At 68.1% G+C, this 20,521-nt stretch carries 16 protein-coding genes; 7 read left to right on the top strand and 9 right to left on the bottom strand.

The genetic code is table 11. The features are described 5' to 3' along the window. Window positions 1-173: 173 nt before the first annotated feature. The 5 genes from ACTWJ5_RS01600 to hslO all read right to left on the bottom strand — a co-directional run bounded on the left by ACTWJ5_RS01600 (window position 174) and on the right by hslO (window position 7,543). On the bottom strand, window positions 174-776 hold the full coding sequence (locus ACTWJ5_RS01600) for a nitroreductase family protein (RefSeq protein WP_444437334.1): 603 nt from the start codon (window positions 774-776) through the stop codon (window positions 174-176). Window positions 777-871: 95 nt separating this feature from the next. Next, window positions 872-2,365 carry a flavin-containing monooxygenase gene (locus ACTWJ5_RS01595; protein WP_444437333.1) on the bottom strand — a complete coding sequence of 498 codons (1,494 nt, stop codon included), beginning with the start codon at window positions 2,363-2,365 and terminating at the stop codon, window positions 872-874. 125 nt (window positions 2,366-2,490) lie between these two features. After that, the gene (locus tag ACTWJ5_RS01590) at window positions 2,491-4,425 is read right to left on the bottom strand and encodes a RecQ family ATP-dependent DNA helicase (RefSeq protein ID WP_444437332.1); all 1,935 of its coding nucleotides are present in this window, start codon (window positions 4,423-4,425) and stop codon (window positions 2,491-2,493) included. Between the two features lie 514 nt (window positions 4,426-4,939). Beyond that, the gene (locus ACTWJ5_RS01585) at window positions 4,940-6,481 is read right to left on the bottom strand and encodes a phosphoenolpyruvate carboxykinase (protein ID WP_444437331.1); all 1,542 of its coding nucleotides are present in this window, start codon (window positions 6,479-6,481) and stop codon (window positions 4,940-4,942) included. A gap of 168 nt (window positions 6,482-6,649) precedes the next feature. Beyond that, window positions 6,650-7,543 (bottom strand): Hsp33 family molecular chaperone HslO, encoded by an 894-nt coding sequence (gene hslO / locus ACTWJ5_RS01580; protein ID WP_009614970.1) that lies wholly within the window; start codon window positions 7,541-7,543, stop codon window positions 6,650-6,652. Window positions 7,544-7,651: 108 nt separating this feature from the next. Here hslO and ACTWJ5_RS01575 point away from each other — a divergent pair, with 108 nt between their 5' ends. Beyond that, complete coding sequence (locus ACTWJ5_RS01575) at window positions 7,652-8,452, top strand: phosphatase PAP2 family protein (RefSeq protein WP_249918143.1); 801 nt, start codon at window positions 7,652-7,654, stop codon at window positions 8,450-8,452. A gap of 38 nt (window positions 8,453-8,490) precedes the next feature. Here ACTWJ5_RS01575 and hslR read toward each other — a convergent pair whose 3' ends face one another. Next, window positions 8,491-8,886: a ribosome-associated heat shock protein Hsp15 gene (hslR, locus tag ACTWJ5_RS01570; protein ID WP_249918144.1), complete on the bottom strand. Its 396-nt coding sequence runs from the start codon at window positions 8,884-8,886 to the stop codon at window positions 8,491-8,493. Window positions 8,887-9,004: 118 nt separating this feature from the next. Between hslR and rimB the strand changes: the two genes are divergently transcribed. From rimB to ACTWJ5_RS01555, 3 genes are all read left to right on the top strand, one after another. After that, window positions 9,005-9,481, top strand: coding sequence for a retropepsin-like aspartic endopeptidase RimB (rimB, locus tag ACTWJ5_RS01565; protein ID WP_261747173.1), 477 nt, complete (start codon window positions 9,005-9,007; stop codon window positions 9,479-9,481). Continuing rightward, complete coding sequence (rimK, locus tag ACTWJ5_RS01560) at window positions 9,478-10,383, top strand: 30S ribosomal protein S6--L-glutamate ligase (protein WP_009614960.1); 906 nt, start codon at window positions 9,478-9,480, stop codon at window positions 10,381-10,383. The genes rimB and rimK overlap by 4 nt, the downstream gene beginning before the upstream one ends. 265 nt (window positions 10,384-10,648) lie before the next feature. Next, window positions 10,649-11,575 (top strand): S66 peptidase family protein, encoded by a 927-nt coding sequence (locus ACTWJ5_RS01555; RefSeq protein WP_444437330.1) that lies wholly within the window; start codon window positions 10,649-10,651, stop codon window positions 11,573-11,575. Between the two features lie 385 nt (window positions 11,576-11,960). On the opposite strand, the gene ACTWJ5_RS01550 is transcribed toward ACTWJ5_RS01555, so the two are convergent. Both ACTWJ5_RS01550 and ompR read right to left on the bottom strand, forming a co-directional pair. After that, a complete protein-coding gene (locus ACTWJ5_RS01550) occupies window positions 11,961-13,280 on the bottom strand; it encodes an ATP-binding protein (RefSeq protein ID WP_074978160.1) in 1,320 nt (439 codons plus the stop codon). A gap of 99 nt (window positions 13,281-13,379) precedes the next feature. Beyond that, on the bottom strand, window positions 13,380-14,123 hold the full coding sequence (gene ompR, locus ACTWJ5_RS01545) for an osmolarity response regulator transcription factor OmpR (RefSeq protein ID WP_109935050.1): 744 nt from the start codon (window positions 14,121-14,123) through the stop codon (window positions 13,380-13,382). Window positions 14,124-14,357: 234 nt separating this feature from the next. Here ompR and ACTWJ5_RS01540 point away from each other — a divergent pair, with 234 nt between their 5' ends. From ACTWJ5_RS01540 to gshA, 3 genes are all read left to right on the top strand, one after another. Next, entirely contained in the window at window positions 14,358-16,694 is a 2,337-nt protein-coding gene (locus ACTWJ5_RS01540; RefSeq protein ID WP_444437329.1) for a Tex family protein, read from the top strand. 9 nt (window positions 16,695-16,703) lie between these two features. Then, a complete protein-coding gene (locus ACTWJ5_RS01535; RefSeq protein ID WP_074978168.1) occupies window positions 16,704-17,093 on the top strand; it encodes a PaaI family thioesterase in 390 nt (129 codons plus the stop codon). A 163-nt stretch (window positions 17,094-17,256) separates the two neighbouring features. After that, window positions 17,257-18,840, top strand: coding sequence for a glutamate--cysteine ligase (gene gshA, locus ACTWJ5_RS01530; protein ID WP_444437328.1), 1,584 nt, complete (start codon window positions 17,257-17,259; stop codon window positions 18,838-18,840). A 347-nt stretch (window positions 18,841-19,187) separates the two neighbouring features. Here gshA and argA read toward each other — a convergent pair whose 3' ends face one another. Continuing rightward, entirely contained in the window at window positions 19,188-20,486 is a 1,299-nt protein-coding gene (gene argA, locus ACTWJ5_RS01525; RefSeq protein WP_116424646.1) for an amino-acid N-acetyltransferase, read from the bottom strand. Between the last annotated feature and the right edge of the window lie 35 nt (window positions 20,487-20,521).

Below are 20,521 nucleotides of genomic sequence, written 5' to 3'. Positions count from 1 at the left end.
CTCAGGACAGCCCCCTCTCCCTTCAGGGCGGGGCGCGCAGCCGAGGGTTGGGGAGAGGGAACGGAGTCCCCCCGAAACACCAATGCATCCGGCAAACTCCGTTCGCGAGCAAGCTCGCTCCTACAAAAAAGCAGAACGCGCCCAAGGGCGCGTTCATTGGCCATCGGCAAACCTCAGAACCGATCGCGAATCACCACCTCGTCCAGCGCCAGCTTGCCCACCCGCGGCTTGGGCGCCACGGTCTGCTTGCCGACGGCGACCATCAGGCCGATCACGTGGTTCTCCGGCAGGTTGATCAATTTGCCCACGGCGTCGAAGTCGAAGCCGTCCATGGGGCAGGAGTCCAGGCCCTTGCCGCGGGCGGCGAGCATCAGCGTCTGGGCCATCAGGCCGCAGCTGCGCATGGTCTCGTCGCGCTGCACCTGGGGCTTGCCGCGGTAGTAGGTGTCGATGGCGCCGGCCATGTAGTCCTGCACCTCCTGGGGCGCGCCTTCCCACACGCGGCGGGCGTTCTGCTCCCAGCTGTCGAGCTGGGCACAGACCACCACCAGCATCGAGGCGTCGGTCACTTGGGCCTGGCCCCAGGCCACTTCGCGGATGTGCGCGCGCAGCTGCGCGTCGCTGACCTCGACCAGGCGCACGTGCTGCAGGTTGAAGGCCGAGGGCGCGAGCATGGCCAACTGCAGCAGCTCGTCCTTCTCCTCGCGGCTGAGGCTGAAGGCCAGGTCGTAGCCCTTGACCGCGCGGCGGCTGCGGATGGCTTCGTCGATATGCATGGGGACTCCTTTCGTTGACGGCGAAAAATGTCCGCCATGGTAAACCGCCCGGGCGCAGGCTTCAGGCGGTTTTCCCGATAGGAATCATCGAATCGCTACACCGCCTGCAACGAGGCCTCGTCATCCTGCTGGACGCGCGGCGAGGTGAAGGTCAGGTAGCCGTCCTCCACCTTGCCGTGGCGCAGCAGCGCCAGGTCCAGGGCGTAGTTCTGGTAAAGCTTCCAGGGCGTGCGGTCGCCCTGCTTGGGCATCTTGTCGGCGGCGCGCTGGATGTAGCCGGAGTTGAGGTTGAGGAAGGGTTCCTCCTTCACCTGCCCGGCGCCGGCGCGCGGCGTGCACTGGCGCATGCCGATGGCGTCCATGTGGTTGATCAGGCGGCAGAAGTACTCGCTGGAAAGGTCCGCCTTGAGCGTCCAGCTGGCGTTGGTGTAGCCGACCACCGCGGCCAGGTTGGGCAAATCGCGCAGCATGATGCCGCGGTAGCCCATGCTCTGGTTGACCTGGAACGGCTTGCCATCCACCGCCAGTTCCGCGCCGCCGAACATCACCAGGTCCAGGCCGGTGGCGGTGACGATGACGTCGGCCTCCAGCACCTGCCCGGACTTCAGGCGGATGCCCTTGTCGCAGAAGCCGTCGATGTGCTCGGTGACCACCGAGGCCTTGCCCTTGCGCAGCGCCTTGAACAGGTCGCCGTCGGGCACGCAGCACACGCGCTCGTCCCACGGCTTGTAGCGCGGGCTGAAGTGGCGCATGTCGAAGTCCTTGCCCAGTTGGTGCCTGGCCAGCCCCAGCAGGGCCTTGCGCGCCAGGTTGGGGAAGGTCTTGGCGAACAGGAAGAAGACCATCTGCATGGTCACGTTGCGCGCCCGCGCCTGGCGGTACACCCAGGTCTCGGGGAGGAAGCGGCGCAGGAAGTTCGATATCGGGTCCTTCTGCGGCAGGCTGATCACATAGGACGGCGAGCGCTGCAGCATGGTGACGTGGCGCGCCTTGTCGGTCAGCGAGGGCACCAGGGTCACGGCGGTGGCGCCGCTGCCGATGACCACCACGCGCTTGTCCGCGTAGTCGAAGCCTTCCGGCCACAGCTGCGGGTGGATGATCTGCCCGCGGAAACTGTCGCGGCCCTTGAATTCCGGGGTGTAGCCGGCCTCGTAGCGGTAGTAGCCGGTGCACATCAGCAGGAACTGCGCGCTCATGCGCACAGGTTCCGGCTCGTCGCCGCGCTGCACGGTCAGCTGCCAGCGCGCGCTGTCGCTGTTCCAGTCGGCCTTGAGCACGCGGTGGCGGTAGCGGATCTTGCCGTCGATGCCGTTTTCCTGCGCGGTCTCCTCGATGTAGTGGCGGATCGAGGGGCCGTCGGCGATGGCCTTGGCATCGGTCCAGGGCTTGAAGTTGTAGCCCAGGGTGTACATGTCCGAATCGGAGCGGATGCCCGGGTAGCGGAACAGGTCCCAGGTACCGCCCATGGCCTCGCGGCCCTCGAGCAGGGCGAAGGTCTTGCCCGGGCAGTGCTTCATCAGGTGGTAGGCGGCGCCGATACCGGACAGGCCGGCGCCGACGATCAGGACATCCAGGTGCTCGACAGACATGGGGGCTCCTCGGCCGGGTGGCGGACAACGCCTTGCTGAGTCTAGGAGGAATTTCCTCCCCCGTACCCTACAAGGGCCACCACCGGCCGGCGCCCCACCCTAGGATGGGTGGAGCCGCCCCGGCGTTACCCTTGCGCCAGCTGCGCCATCACCCAGGCGCGCACCTGGGCGTAGGGGTAGTCCTCCAGCGCCGCGTAGCCCGGCAGCGTGCGCGCCCGCAGGCGGGTGAAGGCCGGCACGCTGATGCCGCAGAGGAAGCGCGTCACGCAGTCGGCGCTGGGCGGCATGCCGCGGGCGCCCTGGTACTTGTCGAGGAAGGCGGCGCAGCGGCTTTGCAGCGTCTGCCCGTCCAGCGGCGGCAGGGCCGGCGGCTCCGGCAGGTGGGCGATGCGGCCGGCGCAGACCGAGCAGTACCCGCAGTGCTCCGGCGCCCGCTCGTCGCCGAAGTAGCGGGCCAGGCGACGGCTCAGGCACTGGTCGCTGGCGAACAGTTCCAGCATGGCGCCGATGCGCGCGATCTCGCTGGCCTCGTGGCGCTTGAAGTAGGCGTACAGCTCGTCGCTGAGCGCATCCATGTCGAAGCCCGCCTCGCGCACCGCGTAGACCTCGGTCATCTGCTTGCTTTCCAGCTCGATCCAGCCGCGCTCCTGGAGGTAGTCCAGGGCCTTCACCACCCGCGCGCGCTCGGCGCCGTGGCGCTGGTAGAGGGCGTCGAAGTCGAGGGTCGACCAGGTGCGCGCCCGCGCCGAGGTGTCGAGGATGGCCTCGACGAACTGCCGCCGCTCGCCTTCGAAGTGGCCCAGCAGCGCCGCGGGCTCGATGAGGTTCTTGAAGCGGTATTCGGCGAAGTAGGCGAAGCGCGGGGCGATGATGCCGCGCAGCTCCAGCTGCACCAGCAGCGTCTTGAGCGGCAGCTGGCGGATGTTCGACTGGTCCGACAGCGCGGTCAGCATCAGCTCCCACTGGCCGTTGGGCGCCGCGGCGATTTCCGCCAGCACGCTGCGGATGCCCTCGCGCTCGGGGGTGTCGCCGTAGACGAAGTTCTCCAGCACGCTGAGGCTGTCGCGGTTGGCCAGCACCAGGCAGTCCGAGGGCTGGCCGTCGCGCCCGGCGCGGCCGATCTCCTGGCTGTAGTTCTCCACCGACTTGGGCAGGTCGAAGTGCACCACGTTGCGGATGTCGCTCTTGTCGATGCCCATGCCGAAGGCAATGGTCGCGACTATGCAGTTCAGCGCGCCGGCCATGAAGCGCTGCTGGATGGCCTCGCGCTCGGCGTGGTCCATCCCGGCGTGGTAGGCGCGGGCCGGGATGCCGCGCTCGGAAAGGTGCGCGGCGATGTCCTCGGCGGTCTTCTGCTGGGTCACGTAGACGATGCTCGGCTGCCCGGGCCCCGCGCCCAGCCACTCCACCAGGCGCGCACGCTTGGCGGCGCTGGCCACCGGCTCCACCTGCAGGTTTAGGTTGGCGCGGTAGAAGCCGGTGGTGACCACGTCGGCCTCGGCGATGGCGAACTTGGCGCGCATGTCGGCGATCACCGCCGGCGTCGCGGTGGCGGTCAGCAGCAGTACCTGGGGGATGCGGAACTGCTTCTGGTAGGCCGGCAGCTTCAGGTAGTCGGGGCGGAAGTTGTGGCCCCACTCGGAGATGCAGTGGGCCTCGTCGACCACCAGCAGGGAGATCGGCACCTCGCTGATGAAGTTGCGGAAGCGTTCGTTCTTCAGGCGTTCCACGGAAATCATCAGCACCTTCAGCTCGCCGCTGCGGGCGCGGGCCATGGTCTGCGCCACCTGCTCGCGGCTCTGCGCCGAGTCGATGCTGGCGGCGGCGATGCCGTGGCGGGCGAGGAAGGCCAACTGGTCCTGCATCAGTGCGATCAGCGGCGACACCACCAGGGTCAGGTGCGGCAGCAGCAGCGCCGGCAACTGGTAGCACAGCGACTTGCCGGAGCCGGTGGGGAAGATCGCCGCCGCCGAGCGCCCGCCCAGCACGGCGCTGACCGCCGCCTCCTGGCCGGGGCGGAACTGGCGGAAACCGAAGACGCGTTCGAGGGTGTCGTGCATGCGGGTATCTCCCTTACCGGTCATGGGTGGAAACGCCATGCTAGGGGTAGCCATTGTAGGAGCGAGCTTGCTCGCGAACGACCCGATTCCGGTTCATCGGAAAGTACGCTCCTAAGGTAGCCCCCGCAGGAGTACTGTCTTACCGGCTGCGCCGAGGCGCTTTTCGTAGGATGGGTTGAGCTTGCGAAACCCATGCGGTCGTGGCGATGGGTATCGCTTCGCTCAACCCATCCTACGGGGCTAAGGTAGGCGCGGACCTTGTCCGCGATCGCGGATAAGATCCGCTCCTATGAGGGAGGAATACCGTGCTCCCCGGCAACCTGTAGGAGCGGGCCCTGCCCGCGATTCGCGCGCAGGGCGCGCTCCTACAGGGGAATGGCGTGGGTGGGGCGGCGTAGGAGCGGATCTTATCCGCGAAGCCCGCCAATACGCCCGGCTATCGCGGACAAGCTCCTACAGGGGTCGGCCAATGAAAAAGCCGCCCGGAGGCGGCTCTTTCGGCGAACGGGCGCGCTTACAGCTGCGGGCCGGCGTTCTTGATGGCTTCGCTCACTTCGAACTTCTTGAAGTTCTCGATGAACTTGCCGGCCAGGCCCTTGGCGGCTTCGTCGTAGGCGGCCTTGTCTTCCCAGGTGTTGCGCGGGTTGAGCAGGTTGGTCTCGACACCCGGGACGGCCTTGGGCACGTCCAGGTTGATGATGTCCAGGTGTTCGGTCTCGGCGCCGACCAGAGCGCCGCTCTGGATGGCGGCGATCACGCCACGGGTGGTCGGGATGTTGAAGCGCTTGCCGACGCCGTAGCCACCGCCGGTCCAGCCGGTGTTGACCAGGTAGACCTTGGAGCCGAAGGCCTTGATGCGCTTGATCAGCAGCTCGGCGTAGACGCCGGCCGGGCGCGGGAAGAAGGGCGCGCCGAAGCAGGTGGAGAAGGTCGACTTGATGCCGCCGCCCGAACCCATTTCGGTGGAACCGACCAGCGCGGTGTAGCCGGAGAGGAAGTGGTAGGCCGCCTGCTCGTTGTTCAGGATCGACACCGGCGGCAGTACGCCGGTCAGGTCGCAGGTCAGGAAGATGACCGCGTTGGGCTCGCCGCCCAGGTTGGCTTCCGAACGCTTCTCGACGTGCTCCAGCGGGTAGGCCGCGCGGGAGTTCTGGGTCAGGCGGTCGTCGGCGTAGTCCGGGGTGCGCTCCTCGTCGAGGACCACGTTCTCCAGCACGGCGCCGAACTTGATGGCCTTCCAGATGACCGGCTCGTTCTTCTCGGACAGGTCGATGCACTTGGCGTAGCAGCCGCCTTCGATGTTGAAGACGACGCCTTCGCCCCAGCCATGCTCGTCGTCACCGATCAGGTAACGGCTTTCGTCGGCCGACAGGGTGGTCTTGCCGGTGCCGGACAGGCCGAAGAACAGGGTCACGTCGCCCGCTTCGCCGATGTTGGCGGCGCAGTGCATCGGCAGCACGTCCTTTTCCGGCAGCAGGTAGTTCTGCACCGAGAACATGGCCTTCTTCATTTCACCGGCGTAGCGCATGCCGGCGATCAGCACTTTCTTCTGGGCGAAGTTGAGGATGACGCAGCCGTCGGAGTTGGTGCCGTCACGCTCGGGCACGCACTCGAAGTTGGCCACGTTGAGCACCTGCCACTCGTCGCGGCCGGCCGGGTTGTAGGTTTCCGGGTTGATGAACAGCTGACGGCCGAACAGGTTCTGCCAGGCGGTGGCGGTGGTCATCTTGACCGGCAGGTAGTGATCGGCGGCCGAACCTACATGCACGTGGGAAACGAAGTGGTCCTGGGCGCCGTTGAAGGCCTGGACGCGCTCCCAGAGGGCGTCGAACTTGTCGGCCGGGAACGGGCGGTTGATCGCGCCCCAGGCGATGGAGTCCTTGCTGCCGGGCTCTTCGACGATGAAGCGGTCGGCAGGCGAGCGGCCGGTGCGGTGGCCGGTTTCCACCACCAGCGAGCCGTTGTCGGCCAGGCGACCTTCGCCGCGGCGAATGGCTTCCTCGACCAGTTGGGCAACGCTGATATCGGTGTACACGGCTTTGTTGGCTTGCGTCATGTGGGTCCCCATCGGCCGGAGCCGAGTCCTCCAAACATTGCGTAGTGACTTCTAATTTCCACTACAGCGGAAAAAAGTCGCGGGATTATGCCAGAAAAGAACGGTTCTCGTGCAGCCTCTGATCCGGCGAGGGCGTCAATGGTTCGGCTATCGCCCCGATAGCGCCGATCAATGGCGGGTTTGTGACGGCGCCGCGCTGCCGCCGCCGGCGAACAGCTGGGCGATGTCGCTGCCGTCGAAGGCGTAGCGCTGGTTGCAGAACTGGCAGTCGACGGTGATCTCGCCGCCCAGCTCGCCCAGCAGGCGCTCGGCGTCTTCCTTGCCGAGGCTGACCAGGGCGTTGGCCGAGCGCTCGCGCGAGCAACTGCAGCGGAACACCAGCGGCTGCGGCTCGAACAGGCGCACCGCTTCCTCGTGGTACAGGCGGTGCAGCAGGGTCTCGTTGTCCAGGCCCAGCAGTTCCTCGACGTTGAGGGTGTCGGCCAGGGTGGTCAGGTGCTGCCAGCTGGCCTCGCGATCCTCGGCGTCCTTCAGGCGGTCGGCGGGCAGTTGCTGCAGCAGCAGGCCGCGGGCGTGGCGGCCGTCGGCGCCCAGCCAGAAGCGCGTGGGCAGCTGCTCGGAAGTGGCGAAGTAGGACGACAGGCAGTCCGCCAGGCAGGCGCCCTCCAGCGGCACTATGCCCTGGTAGCGCTGGCCGTTCTTCGGGTCCACGGTCATGGTCAGCACGCCGTCGGGCATCAGGTCGAGCAGGCCGGCGCTGTCGCGGATGGCCTCGGCGTCGTAGCGGGCCAGGCCGCGCACTTCGCGGTCGCTGGAGCATTCCACCATGAGCAGCGGTACGGCGCCGCTGGAGCGCGCCTGCAACACCAACAGGCCGTCGAACTTCAGGGTGCCGCACAGCAGCGCCGCGGCGGCGAGCATCTCACCCAGCAGCTGCGCCACCGGCTGCGGGTAGGGGTGCTTGGCCAGCACTTCGGCGAAACTGCGTTCGAGCGCGACCATTTCACCGCGAACGTCGGTGTTGTCGAAGAGGAAACGCTGACTTTGATCGATCTGGGACATGCTGGGCACAACGCTGGCTGAGGCACAAATACATGACAAGCTGATGGCAAAGGCCTATAAAGCGCGCTTTGCGACAGCCGCCCGGTTCAGTAAGGGGGAATCGATTCTATGGAGAAAGCTTCGCCGTTCCAAGCCACCTGGTCGTGGCGCCCGTTCATCGCCTGCCATGCGCTGGCCCTGGTCCTGCTGCTGCTCTGGCTGTGGACGCCGACCCGCGCCGCCATCGACTTCTTCGACTTCAGCCTGTTCCACGCCCTCAACGCGCCGCTGGCGACCAACGAGGCCTGGCGCAACGTCTGGGCGGTGGCCAGCACCCGGCCGTTCGACCTCCTGGTCGGCGTCATCCTGCTCCTGCTGCTGATCCGCGGCGACTGGATCTTCAAGGCCGGCCAGGTGCGCGCCGCGACCTTCGGCATGGTGGTGACCATGGTGGTGCTGATGATCGTCCGCACCCTCTATGCCAAGATCGCCCACCACCTGGGCTGGCAGCACGCCAGCATCTCGGCCATCGCCCCGGACGCCGTGCGCCTGGAAGACTTCTTCCGCGGCTGGCAGGACACCCTCTTCGAGGTGAAGGACGAGTCGGCGCGCAGCTTCCCCGGCGACCACGCCTCGGTGCTGCTGGTGTGGGCGCTGTTCCTCAGCCTGTTCGCCCGCAATGCCGTGCAGTGGCTGGTGGTCTGGGCCCTGGCCCTGCTGTTCATGCTGCCGCGCCTGGTGGCCGGCGCCCACTGGGGCCAGGACGACTATATAGGCGGCGTGCAGATGGCCCTGCTGGCCGTGGCCTGGAGCTGCTTCACCCCGTTCGCCGCCTGGGCCAGCGCCGGCCTGGTGCGCCTGACCGAGCCGCTGTTCGCCCTGCTGGCGAAGGTGCCGCTGCTCAACCGCCTGAGCGTGATCGCCGCCTGAGGCGCCCTCCGGAGTCCCCGCCACGGCGGGGGTTTCCGTTATTCCCGGTCGTCGAGGAAGTGCAGCAGCTGGCGGCGCTGCTTCTTGCTCGGCCGGCCGTCGGTCTGCACGCCCAGGGCGCCGGCCTTGCGCATGGCCGCCGCGTCCTCGCGGCGCTTCACACTCTCGGCGGTTTCCTCGTAGAGCAGCTGCGCCTCCGGCGCGCCACGGCGCACGCCCGACAGCGCCTTGACCACCACGGTGCGCTCGTCGAACCCGGTACGCAGCACGTATTCCTCGCCGACCTTCGGCTCCTTGCTCGGCTTGCAGCGCTCGCCCCGGCAATGCACCTTGCCGCCCTCGATGGCCGCCTTGGCCAGGCCGCGGGTCTTGTAGAAACGCGCCGCCCACAGCCATTTGTCCAGGCGTACCCTGTCGTCGTCTTTCTCGCTCACGGCTTCATCCACACTTCTGCAACCTGGCCAGTCTACCCTCGGCCCGGCGTTCCCGGCAGGCCCCTGGCGGGCGCCGATGGCCCTGCTAGAATGCCGCAAAACCCTGGGATGGCTCCTTTTGAAGACCTTCGACCACCTGTCAGTGATCGGCCTGCGCGAATGGATCGCCCTTCCCGACCTGGGCATCGTCGGCCTGCGCGCGAAGATCGACACCGGCGCCAGCACCTCCAGCCTGCACGCCAGCGACATCGCCACCTTCCAGCGTGACGGCCGCGACTGGGTGCGCTTCACCGCCCACCTGGGCACCCAGGTGCAGCGCCGCCACCGCTGCGAGGCGCCGCTGGTGACGATGAAGACCATCAAGAGCTCCAACGGCCAGGCCCAGACGCGCTACGTGATCCGCACCACCCTGGCCCTGGGCGACCACGCCTGGGCGGTGGAATTCACCCTGGCCTGCCGCAAGACCATGCGCTACCGCGTGCTGCTCGGTTCCAAGGCCCTGGTCCAGGGCCAGTTGGTGGTCAACCCGGCGCTGACCTACGTCCAGGACAAACCCCTCATCATGGTTACCCCCGCCCTTTCAGGTGCCCAATGAAAATCGCCGTGCTGTCGCGCAACCCGCGCCTGTATTCCACCCGTCGGCTGGTGGAGGCCGGGCAACAACGCGGGCATGAAATGGTGGTGATAGACACCCTGCGTGCCTACATGAACATCGCCAGCCACAAGCCGCAGATCCACTACCGCGGCCAGCCGCTGGAAGGCTTCGACGCGGTGATCCCGCGCATCGGCGCCTCGGTCACCTTCTACGGCTGCGCAGTGCTGCGGCAGTTCGAGATGATGGGCGTGTTCCCGCTCAACGAGTCGGTGGCCATCGCCCGCTCCCGCGACAAGCTGCGCTCGCTGCAGCTGCTCTCGCGCAAGGGCATCGGCCTACCGATCACCGGCTTCGCCCACTCCCCGGACGACGTGCCGGACCTGATCCAGATGGTCGGCGGCGCGCCCCTGGTGATCAAGCTGCTGGAAGGCACCCAGGGCGTCGGCGTGGTGCTGGCCGAGACACAGAAGGCCGCCGAGTCGGTGCTGGAGGCCTTCATGGGGCTGAAGCACAACATCATGGTGCAGGAGTACATAAAGGAAGCCGGCGGCGCCGACATCCGCTGCTTCGTGGTGGGCGACAAGGTGATCGCCTCGATGCGGCGCCAGGCCGCGCCCGGCGAGTTCCGCTCCAACCTGCACCGCGGCGGCAGCGCCAGCCTGATCAAGATCACCCCCGAGGAGCGCATGACCGCGATCCGAGCGGCGCGGATCATGGGCCTGAAGGTGGCCGGCGTGGACATCCTGCGCTCGCACCACGGCGCGCTGGTGATGGAGGTGAACTCCTCGCCGGGCCTGGAAGGCATCGAGACCACCACCAACAAGGACATCGCCGGGGTGATCATCGAGTACCTGGAGAAGAATGCCGGGCCGCATATGGTCAGGACTAAGGGCAAAGGGTGAGCCGGGCGGCCATCTCGCCACTTACGCCGTTTCTGGGCTATTCCCCTTCGGGCCAGCGCAAGCGCTGTTCGTGATGGAGCCGCTGACGGGGTTTGAGGATGGTGCCAGCCTTCCAGGCCACTCCGAACGGCCCCCTCTCCCTTCAGGGAGAGGGCTGGGGAGAGGGTACGGAGGTGACCTCATTCACCGTTGTGACCGGGAAACTCCGTTCGCGAGCAAGCTCGCTCCTACAATATCGTTCGTCACGCCGTCCCGGATTTCGTTTATGCCCAAATCCCCCCGCTCCTCCGACCTGACCTGGTCGCCCTTCGAAGGCCGCATCGCCCTGGTCGCCCCGGCCTCCTCCATCGCCGAGGAGGTCTTCGAGGCCACCCTGCGCCAGCTGGAGGTGCTGGGCATCGACTACCACCTGGGCGAGCACGCCGAAGCCCGCTACCGCTACCTGGCCGGCAGCGCCGAACAGCGCCTGGAGGACTTCCACCGCGCCTTCGAGCTGCCGGACGTGAGCGCCGTCTGGTGCCTGCGCGGCGGCTACGGCTGCGCCCAGTTGGTGCCCGGGCTGGACTGGGCGCGGCTGCGGGCGGCCTCGCCGCGGCCGCTGATAGGCTTCTCGGACATCTCCATCCTGCTCAGCGCCTTCCACCGCCACGGCCTACCGGCGATCCACGGCCCGGTGGCCAGCGCCCTCGGCCTGCAGCCGCTGAGCGCCCCCAGCGAACAGCGCGAGCGCCTGGCCTCGCTGGCTTCTGTCAGCCGCTTGCTGGCTGGCGAGGACCGCCATCTGCCTTGCACTCACCTGAGCGGCCCGAAAGGCGCCGTCGAGGGCGAGCTGATCGGCGGCAACCTCACTGCCCTGGCCAGCACCGCCGGCACGGTAGCCGCGCAGCATGCTCCTGCCGGCGCCATCCTGGTGCTGGAGGATGTGGGCGAGCCTTACTACCGGCTGGAGCGCAGCCTTTGGCAGTTGCTCAACAGCATCGATGCGGAGAGCCTGGGCGCGGTGGTGCTGGGCACCTTCACCGATTGCCCGCGCAAGAACGTGGCGCATAGCCTGGAAGAGATTTTCGTGGAGTACCTGAAGCCGCTGGGGGTTCCGCTGTACCACGGGCTGCCGAGTGGGCATGGGGCGCAGAATAGAGCTTGGCCTTATGGGAAGGTGGGGCGGTTGGATACCAAGGGGTTGAGCTGGTAGTGCCGGCGTCAGGATCAACAGATCGCGGACGGTGCTTGCTCGAGACTCTGGTGCTGAATTCTAGAGCGCCCTCTCCCTAACCCTCGGCTGCGCGCCCCGCCCTGAAGGGAGAGGGGACCGTTCGGAGCGCTTGGGTACTCCTAAGTCAGCCGGCAGCGCCAGCGGTTTCCGGCTGAAACCATCACCTCTCTCGGCACGAACAAGCCCCCTCTCCCTTCAGGGCGGGGCGCGCAGCCGAGGGCCGGGGAGAGGGTGCGGAGCCCATCCAGTGCACCGCCGTCCCAGGCTAGCCCCAAGCCCTACGTAGCAGCCACCCTGTAGGAGCGCGCCCTGCGCGCGAATCGCGGGCAGGGCCCGCTCCTACACCCGTCGGGGATACCGCCGCTCAGGAAGCCCCCCGCGGCAACATCAACCCCAGCGGCAAACACACCCGCGCCTCCACCCCGCCGCCCTCGCGATTGCGCAGTTCCACGCTGCCGCCATGCTGCGCGGCGATGCGCTTGACGATGGCCAGGCCCAGGCCGGTGCCCTTGCCGCCGCGGGCTTTGTCGCCGCGGATGAAGGGGTTGAAGATGCTGTCCAGCTCCTGCGGGTCGATGCCGGCGCCGCGGTCCAGCACGCTCAGCACCACGTAGGGCGCGCCGTCGCCGCCGGCCAGGTGGCTGGCCACCTCGACGTTGCCGCCGCCGTGGTTGAGGGCGTTGCCGATCAGGTTGCCGAGCAGGCGCTTCATCGATACCCGGCGCAGCGGGAACGGCGGCAGCGGCTGCAGGCTCAGGCGCACGTGCTCCTCGCCCTGGTTGTAGGGCGCCACCACCTCGCGGGTCAGTTCGTTGAGGTCGCCCGCCTCCACCGGCTCGTCGCGGCCGTCGCGGATGAAGGCGAGGAACTGGTCGAGGATCTGGTCCATGTCCTCGATGTCGCGGACCATGTCCTCGACCATTTCGCGCTCGGTCTCGGGCATCAGCTCCAGGGACAGGCGCAGGCGCGTCAGCGGCGTGCGCAGGTCGTGGGACACCCCGGCCAGCATCAGCTCGCGTTCGCGCGCCGCCTGCTCGACGTCGTCGGCCATCTGGTTGAAGGCGCGGTACACCTCGGCCATCTCGCTGGGTGTGTCCTGCCCCAGCGGCAGGCGCACGCTGCGGCCCTTGCCGAACTCCCGCGAGGCCACCACCAGGCGCTTGAGCGGCTGGCCGAGCAGGCGCACGAAGATCCAGGCCGCGGCGGTGGACAGCAGGCCGATGCCGAGGAACCAGCCGAGCACGCTCCAGATCTGCTGGCCGCGCAGCGGGTGCGGGTAGAGCGGCACGCCCAGCCAGCCGTCGCCCAGGTTGGGCGCGTGGACCCAGAGCATGGACGGGTGGTGGATGCGCAGGCGCGTCTCGGTGTCCGGGCCCAGTTCGGTGCGCATCTGCCGCTGGAAGATGCCGCTGTAGGGCCAGTGCTGTTCTTCCGGCTGGCCGTTCTCGTGGGGCACCCAGGCCAGCCCGGCGGACCTGGCGATGGCCTCGCGCGAACGCTCGTCGGCGGCCCAGTAGGCGCGCACGGTCAGCGCCGCGCCGTGGCTGTACTGGCGGTCGACCAGCATGTCCTCGTTCATCAGCAGGTAGACCAGCGTCAGCGCCTTGGAGAAGAGCACGACGATGAGCACCAGCCAGAGGGTGCGGGCGAAGAAGCTTTGCGGGAACCAGGGCGGGGTTTTCAAGATGAACTACCACAGAGCACGGAACGTAGGAGCGAGCTTGCTCGCGAACCCGCCCCGTTGCGGAGTCGGTTCGCGAGCGGGCTCGCGCCTACAGGAGGATCATTTGCGGGCATTACCGTCCGGCACGAACACGTAGCCCACGCCCCACACCGTCTGGATGTAGCGCGGCTTGGACGGGTCGGGCTCGATCAGCCGGCGCAGGCGCGAGATCTGCACGTCGATGGAGCGCTCCAGGGCGTCCCACTCGCGGCCGCGGGCCAGGTTCATCAGCTTGTCGCGGGTCAGCGGCTCGCGGGCGTGCTGCACCAGCGCCTTGAGCACGGCGAACTCGCCGGTGGTGAGCATGTGCACCTCGCCGCCGTTCTTCTTCAGCTCGCGGGTGGCCAGGTACAGCTCGTAGTCGCCGAAGGTCACCACCTCGTCCTCGCCGGCCGGGGCGCCCGGAACCAGCGGCGCCTGGCGGCGCAGCACGGCCTTGATCCGCGCCAGCAGCTCGCGCGGGTTGAACGGCTTGGCCAGGTAGTCGTCGGCGCCCAGCTCCAGGCCCTGGATGCGGCTGGACTCGTCGCCCTTGGCGGTGAGCATGATGATCGGGATCTGGTTGTTCGCCTCGCGCAGGCGCTTGCACGCCGAGAGGCCGTCTTCGCCGGGCATCATCAGGTCGAGCACCACCAGCTGGAACAGCTCGCGGGCCAGCAGGCGGTCCATCTGCTCGGTGTTCTCCACGGCGCGCACGCGGTAGCCCTGCTCGTCGAGGAAGCGCTCCAGCAGGCGGCGCAGGCGGGCGTCGTCGTCGACGATGAGGATCTTTTCACCTTCGGGCAGGGTGGACGGGTTCGACATAGAAACTCCAGGTTCGGGTCAGGCCGGCAATTATCGCCCAGCCTCGGTTGGCCACGGATTGTCCATTGTTAGCAGATTTTTCCCCGACCGACCGCCCTCTCGCGCGATTTTGCCTGGGTATAATGCGGCGCTTTTGCGGCGGGGCGTTGTCATAGACGCCTGCCGGACGCCCGAGCGAGCCGGCCGGCGCTAGCGCCACACCCCGTATTCTCGTTGGTTTCACCAGGTGGATTCATGGACAGCATCAACACCCGTATCGCCGAAGAGCTCTCCGCACTGCCCTCCGGCCGTGTTCAACCGCAGCAGGTGGCCGCCGCCGTGGCCCTGCTGGACGAAGGCAGCACTGTCCCCTTCATCGCCCGTTACCGCAAAGAAGTGACCGGCAGCCTCGACGACACCCAGCTGCGCCTGCTGGAAGAGCGCCTGCGCTACCTGCGCGAGCTGGACGAGCGCCGCGCCAGCATCCTCGCCAGCATCGAGGAGCAGGGCAAGCTGACCCCCGAGCTGGCCCGCGAGATCAAGCTGGCCGACACCAAGACGCGCCTGGAAGACCTCTACCTGCCGTACAAGCAGAAGCGCCGCACCAAGGGCCAGATCGCCCTGGAAGCCGGCCTGGGCGAGCTGGCCGACGCGCTGTTCGCCGACCCGAACCTGGCCCCGGAAAGCGAAGCCGCGCGCTTCGTCGATGCCGAGAAGGGCTTCGCCGACATCAAGGCCGTGCTCGAAGGCGCCAAGTACATCCTCATGGAGCGCTTCGCCGAGGACGCCACCCTGCTCGACCGCCTGCGCGTGTTCCTCAAGGACAACGCCACCCTGACCGCCCGCCTGGTGCCGGGCAAGGAAACCGAAGGCGCCAAGTTCAGCGACTACTTCGAGCACGACGAGCCCTTCAAGGGCGCGCCCTCGCACCGCGCCCTGGCGATCTTCCGCGGGCGCAACGAAGGCGTGCTGAGCGTGGCGCTGAAGGTCGGCGAGGAACTGCCGGGCACCAGCCACCCGTGCGAAGTGATGATCGGCGAGCGCTTCGGCATCTCCAACCAGGGCCGCGCCGCCGACAAGTGGCTGGGCGAAGTGGTGCGCTGGACCTGGAAGGTCAAGCTCTACACCCACCTGGAGACCGACCTGCTGGGCGAGCTGCGCGAAGGCGCCGATCTCGAGGCGATCAACGTCTTCGCCCGCAACCTGCACGACCTGCTGCTGGCCGCCCCGGCCGGCCCGCGCGCCACCCTGGGCCTGGACCCGGGCCTGCGCACCGGCGTCAAGGTCGCGGTGGTCGACGCCACCGGCAAGCTGCTGGACACCGCCACCGTCTACCCCCACGCGCCGAAGAACCAGTGGGACCAGACCATCGCCGTGCTCGCCGCGCTGTGCGCCAAGCACCAGGTGGAACTGATCGCCATCGGCAACGGCACCGCCAGCCGCGAGACCGACAAGCTGGCCGCCGAACTGATCAAGAAATACCCGGCGCTCAAGTGCACCAAGATCATGGTCAGCGAGGCCGGCGCCTCGGTGTACTCGGCCTCCGAGCTGGCCGCCCGGGAATTCCCCGACCTCGATGTGTCGCTGCGTGGCGCCGTCTCCATCGCCCGCCGCCTGCAGGACCCGCTGGCCGAGCTGGTGAAGATCGAGCCCAAGTCCATCGGCGTCGGCCAGTACCAGCATGACGTGTCCCAGCTGCAACTGGCGCGCAGCCTGGACGCGGTGGTGGAAGACTGCGTGAACGCCGTGGGCGTGGACGTGAACACCGCCTCCGCCGCCCTGCTGGCGCGCATCTCCGGCCTCAACAGCACCCTGGCGCAGAACATCGTGGCGCACCGCGACGCCAACGGCGCGTTCAAGTCCCGCGACGACCTGAAGAAGGTCAGCCGCCTGGGCGAGAAGACCTTCGAGCAGGCCGCCGGCTTCCTCCGCGTGATGAACGGCGACAACCCGCTGGACGCCTCGGCGGTGCACCCGGAGACCTACCCGCTGGTGCAACGCATCGCCGCCGACACCGGCCGCGACATCCGCTCGCTGATCGGCGATTCGGCCTTCCTCAAGCGCCTGGACCCGAAGAAGTTCACCGACGAGCAGTTCGGCCTGCCCACCGTCACCGACATCCTCAAGGAACTCGACAAGCCCGGCCGCGACCCGCGCCCGGAGTTCAAGACCGCCGAGTTCCAGGACGGCGTCGAGAGCCTCAAGGACCTCAAGCCGGGCATGGTGCTCGAAGGCGTGGTGACCAACGTCACCAACTTCGGCGCCTTCGTCGACATCGGCGTGCACCAGGACGGCCTGGTGCACATCTCGGCGCTGTCGGAGAAGTTCGTCAAGGACCCGTACGAAGTGGTCAAGGCCGGCGACATCGTCAAGGTCAAGGTCATGGAAGTGGACATCCCGCGCAACCGCGTCGGCCTGTCCATGCGCATGGGCGACACCCCCGGCGAGAAGGTCGAGGGCCCGCGCGGCGGCGGCCGTGGCAACGGCGGCCAGCGTGGCGAGCGCAGCGCCCCGCGGCAGCAGGAGAAGGCCCCGGCGAACAACGCCATGGCCGCGCTGTTCGCCAATGCCAAGCAACTGAAGAAGAAGTAGGGAAGCCCCATGAGCGAGATGCCCAGCCGCGACGTCATGATCAGCGCCTTCAGCGAGAACATCGGCCTTGAGCCGGTGCGCCTGGGCGATGGCGAGGCCGAAGTGAGCCTGAAGATGGCCGAGCACCTGCGCAACCGCGGCAACGTGATGCACGGCGGGGCGATCTTCTCGCTGATGGACGTAACCATGGGCCTGGCCTGCTCCAGCGCCCATGGCTTCGACCGCCAGAGCGTCACCCTGGAATGCAAGATCAACTACATCCGCGCCGTCGCCGAAGGCGAGGTGCGCTGCGTGGCCAAGGTCCTGCACGCCGGGCGCCGCTCGCTGGTGGTGGAGGCGGACGTGTTCCAGGGCGACAAGCTGGTCGCCAAGGGACAAGGCACCTTCGCCCAGCTGTAAGCCGTCGCCCCTTTCCTGCTCTATCCTGACCATCGGCAGCCCGCGTGCCACGCGGGCTCCGGTGAGTCGCAGCCCGCCAGGCGACAACGCCGGCCGCCCTCCCCCTTGTAGACCGCCCGGTCCACCCCCATAGTGGGGCGACTGCCGCGTGAAGGACATCAAATTGAGCGACCTACTCTCCCGCCGCCTGGCGCTGCTCGGCGACGCTGCCCACCTGCCCCTGCTCAGCCAGTGTCTGCACGGCATCGAGCGCGAGTGCCTGCGCGTCGACGGCAACGGCCGCCTGGCCCTGAGCCCGCACCCCAAGGCCCTGGGCTCGGCCCTGACCAACCCGCAGATCACCACTGACTATTCCGAGGCGCTGCTGGAGTTCATCACCCCCACCAGCACCGGCGTCGAGCAGACCCTGGCGTCCCTGGAGAGCATCCACCGCTTCGCCAGCCAGCGCCTGGACGGCGAGCTGCTGTGGAGCCCGTCGATGCCCTGCGAGCTGCCCGACGAAGAGAGCATCCCGATCGCGCGCTACGGCAGCTCCAACATCGGCCGCCTCAAGTACGTCTACCGCAAGGGCCTGGCGCTGCGCTACGGCAAGACCATGCAGTGCATCGCCGGCATCCACTACAACTTCTCGCTGCCCGAGGGGCTGTGGCAGTTGCTGCAGCGCCACGAGGACGGCGGCATGGCGCTGCGCGACTTCCAGTCGGCGCACTACATCGCCCTGATCCGCAACTTCCGCCGCTACAGCTGGCTGCTGATGTACCTGTTCGGCGCCTCGCCGGCGCTGGACGCCGGTTTCCTGCGCGGCCGCCCGCACCAGCTGCAGCAGTTCGACGAGCACACCCTGTACCTGCCCTGGGCCACCAGCCTGCGGATGAGCGACCTGGGCTACCAGAACAACGCCCAGGCCGGCCTGACGCCCTGCTACAACGACCTCGACAGCTACGTCGAGAGCCTGCGCAGCGCAGTGGGCACGCCCTACCCGCCCTACCAGAAGGTCGGCACCAAGCAGGACGGCGAGTGGGTGCAGCTGAACACCAACGTGCTGCAGATCGAGAACGAGTACTACTCCAGCATCCGCCCGAAACGCGTGACCTACAGCGGCGAGCGGCCGATCCAGGCCCTGGAGTCGCGCGGCGTGCAGTACGTCGAGGCGCGCTGCCTGGACATCAACCCCTTCCTGCCGCTGGGCATCGACGCCGCCGAGGGCCGCTTCCTCGACGCCTTCCTGCTCTACTGCGCGCTGCAGGACAGCCCGCTGCTGGCCGACGGCGAATGCAGCGCGGCCACCAGCAACTTCCTCAAGGTGGTCAAGGAAGGCCGCCGTCCGGGGCTGCACCTGCAGCGCGGCGGGCAGACCGTGGCGCTGCAGGCCTGGGCCTGCGAGCTGCTGGAGCGCATCGCGCCCATCGCCGAACTGCTCGACCGCGCCACCGGCGGCGACGCCCACGCGCAGAGCCTGGCGCAGCAGCGCGAGAAGGTGGCCGATCCGGAGCGCACGCCGTCCGCGCAGGTCCTGGCGGAAATGCGCGAGCGCGGCGAAAGCTTCACCGCCTTCGCCCTGCGCAAGAGCCGCGAACACGCGGAAACCCTCGCCCAACCGCTGCCGGCCATCGAGCAGGAAGCCTTCGAGGCCATGGCGAAGATCTCCCTGGCCGAGCAGGAAGAACTGGAACGCCAGCCGGAAGGGGATTTCGACACCTTCGTGGCGGCCTACCAGGCAAGTATCCTCGGGGTGATCGGCGTTTAAGCCCCCGGAGCGGACCTTGCCCGCGATAGCCGGACGTCCCGGCGCGGTTCGCGGATGAGATCCGCTCCTACCCCCCCACCCGCGTCATTCCCTGTAGGAGCGCGCCCTGCGCGCGATTCGCGGGCAGGGCCCGCTCCTACAGATTGCCGGGAGGCACGGTATTCCTCCCCCGAGCGGACCTTGTCCGCGATAGCCGGACATCCCGGCGCGATTCGCGGATAAGATCCGCTCCTACACCGCCCTAACCACGCCCTTCCCCTGTAGGAGCGAGCTTGCTCGCGAACGGATTCCGCAGCGGGGTTCATTCGCGAGCAAGCTCGCTCCTACGAAAGGCAGAGGGCGCTGAACTACAGGCTCTTCTCGAACACCTGCGAATTGCGCTGGTAGTTGTACAGCGACGCCCGCGCCGCCGGCAGGCGTTCGACGCTGCTGGGCTGGAAGCCGCGCTCGCGGAACCAGTGGGCGGTGCGGGTGGTGAGCACGTAGAGGGTCTTCACGCCCAGGGCCCGGGCGCGCTTCTCGATGCGCTCCAGCAGCTGGTCGCCGCGCCCGCCGTGGCGATATTCCGGGTTCACCGCCAGGCACGCCAGCTCGGCGGCGTCGGAATCGGCGATGGGGTAGAGCGCCGCGCAGGCGATGATCAGCCCCTCGCGCTCGACGATGCTGAACTGCTCGATCTCGCGCTCCAGCACCTCGCGCGAACGGCGCACCAGGATGCCCTGCTCTTCCAGCGGGCGGATCAGCTCCAGCAGGCCGCCGACGTCCTCGATGCCCGCCTCGCGCAGCTGCTCGAACTGCTCCTGGGCCACCAGGGTGCCGTTGCCGGTGCGGGTGAACAGCTCGCTGAGCAGCGCGCCGTCCTCGGTGTAGCTGACGATGTGGCTGCGCCGCACCCCGGCGCGGCAGGCCTGGGCGGCGGCGTCGAGCAGTTCGGCCTGGTAGCTGTTGCCCAGGCGCAGCAGGTGCGTCGGCACCTGCTGCGGGCGCAGTTCGCGGACCAGCTTGCCGTCCTCGTCGAGCAGGCCGCGCTCGCCGCCGAACAGGATCAGCTTGTCGGCGTCCAGCTCGATGGCCGCGCGCATGGCCACGTCCTCGCAGGCGAGATTGAAGATTTCCCCGGTGGGCGAGTAGCCCAGCGGCGAGAGCAGCACGATGGAGCGCTCGTCGAGCAGGCGGCCGATGCCCTTGCGGTCGATGCGCCGCACCTCGCCGGTGTGGTGATAGTCGATGCCCTCGACCACGCCGATCGGCCGCGCCGTGACCAGGTTGCCCGCGGCCACGCGCAGGCGCGCGCCCTGCATGGGCGAGGCGGCCATGTCCATGGACAGCCGCGCCTCGATGGCGATGCGCAGGCTGCCCACGGCGTCGATCACGCATTCCAGGGTGGGCGCGTCGGTCACCCGCAGGTCGCGGTGGAAGCGCGGCGCCAGCCCACGCTGGGCCAGGCGCGCCTCGATCTGCGGGCGCGAGCCGTGGACCAGCACCAGGCGCACGCCCAGGCTGTGCAGCAGCACCAGGTCATGGACGATGTTGCCGAAGTTCGGGTCTTCCACGCCCTCGCCGGGCAGCATGACCACGAAGGTGCAGTCCCGGTGGGCGTTGATGTAGGGAGAAGCGTGACGTAACCAGGTGACGTAGTCTTGCATTGTCCAGGTGGCCTGTGAGCGGGCGATGAAGGATT

Source organism: Pseudomonas sp. A6, assembly GCF_052367875.1.
Classification (GTDB): domain Bacteria; phylum Pseudomonadota; class Gammaproteobacteria; order Pseudomonadales; family Pseudomonadaceae; genus Pseudomonas; species Pseudomonas citronellolis.
The sequence above is the reverse complement of the archived record's forward strand: the minus strand, read 5'-3'. Positions and strand labels throughout refer to the sequence as shown.

Bases quoted from the DNA above. Each gene is read 5' to 3' on its own strand.
- rimK (WP_009614960.1), top strand. From the start codon at position 9,478: ATGAAAATCGCCGTGCTGTCGCGCAACCCGCGCCTGTATTCCACCCGT.
- ompR (WP_109935050.1), bottom strand. From the start codon at position 14,123: ATGTCGAACCCGTCCACCCTGCCCGAAGGTGAAAAGATCCTCATCGTC.
- ACTWJ5_RS01535 (WP_074978168.1), top strand. From the start codon at position 16,704: ATGAGCGAGATGCCCAGCCGCGACGTCATGATCAGCGCCTTCAGCGAG.
- argA (WP_116424646.1), bottom strand. From the start codon at position 20,486: ATGCAAGACTACGTCACCTGGTTACGTCACGCTTCTCCCTACATCAAC.
- ACTWJ5_RS01595 (WP_444437333.1), bottom strand. From the start codon at position 2,365: ATGTCTGTCGAGCACCTGGATGTCCTGATCGTCGGCGCCGGCCTGTCC.
- ACTWJ5_RS01585 (WP_444437331.1), bottom strand. From the start codon at position 6,481: ATGACGCAAGCCAACAAAGCCGTGTACACCGATATCAGCGTTGCCCAA.
- hslO (WP_009614970.1), bottom strand. From the start codon at position 7,543: ATGTCCCAGATCGATCAAAGTCAGCGTTTCCTCTTCGACAACACCGAC.
- ACTWJ5_RS01540 (WP_444437329.1), top strand. From the start codon at position 14,358: ATGGACAGCATCAACACCCGTATCGCCGAAGAGCTCTCCGCACTGCCC.
- ACTWJ5_RS01575 (WP_249918143.1), top strand. From the start codon at position 7,652: ATGGAGAAAGCTTCGCCGTTCCAAGCCACCTGGTCGTGGCGCCCGTTC.
- ACTWJ5_RS01600 (WP_444437334.1), bottom strand. From the start codon at position 776: ATGCATATCGACGAAGCCATCCGCAGCCGCCGCGCGGTCAAGGGCTAC.
- ACTWJ5_RS01590 (WP_444437332.1), bottom strand. From the start codon at position 4,425: ATGCACGACACCCTCGAACGCGTCTTCGGTTTCCGCCAGTTCCGCCCC.
- ACTWJ5_RS01555 (WP_444437330.1), top strand. From the start codon at position 10,649: ATGCCCAAATCCCCCCGCTCCTCCGACCTGACCTGGTCGCCCTTCGAA.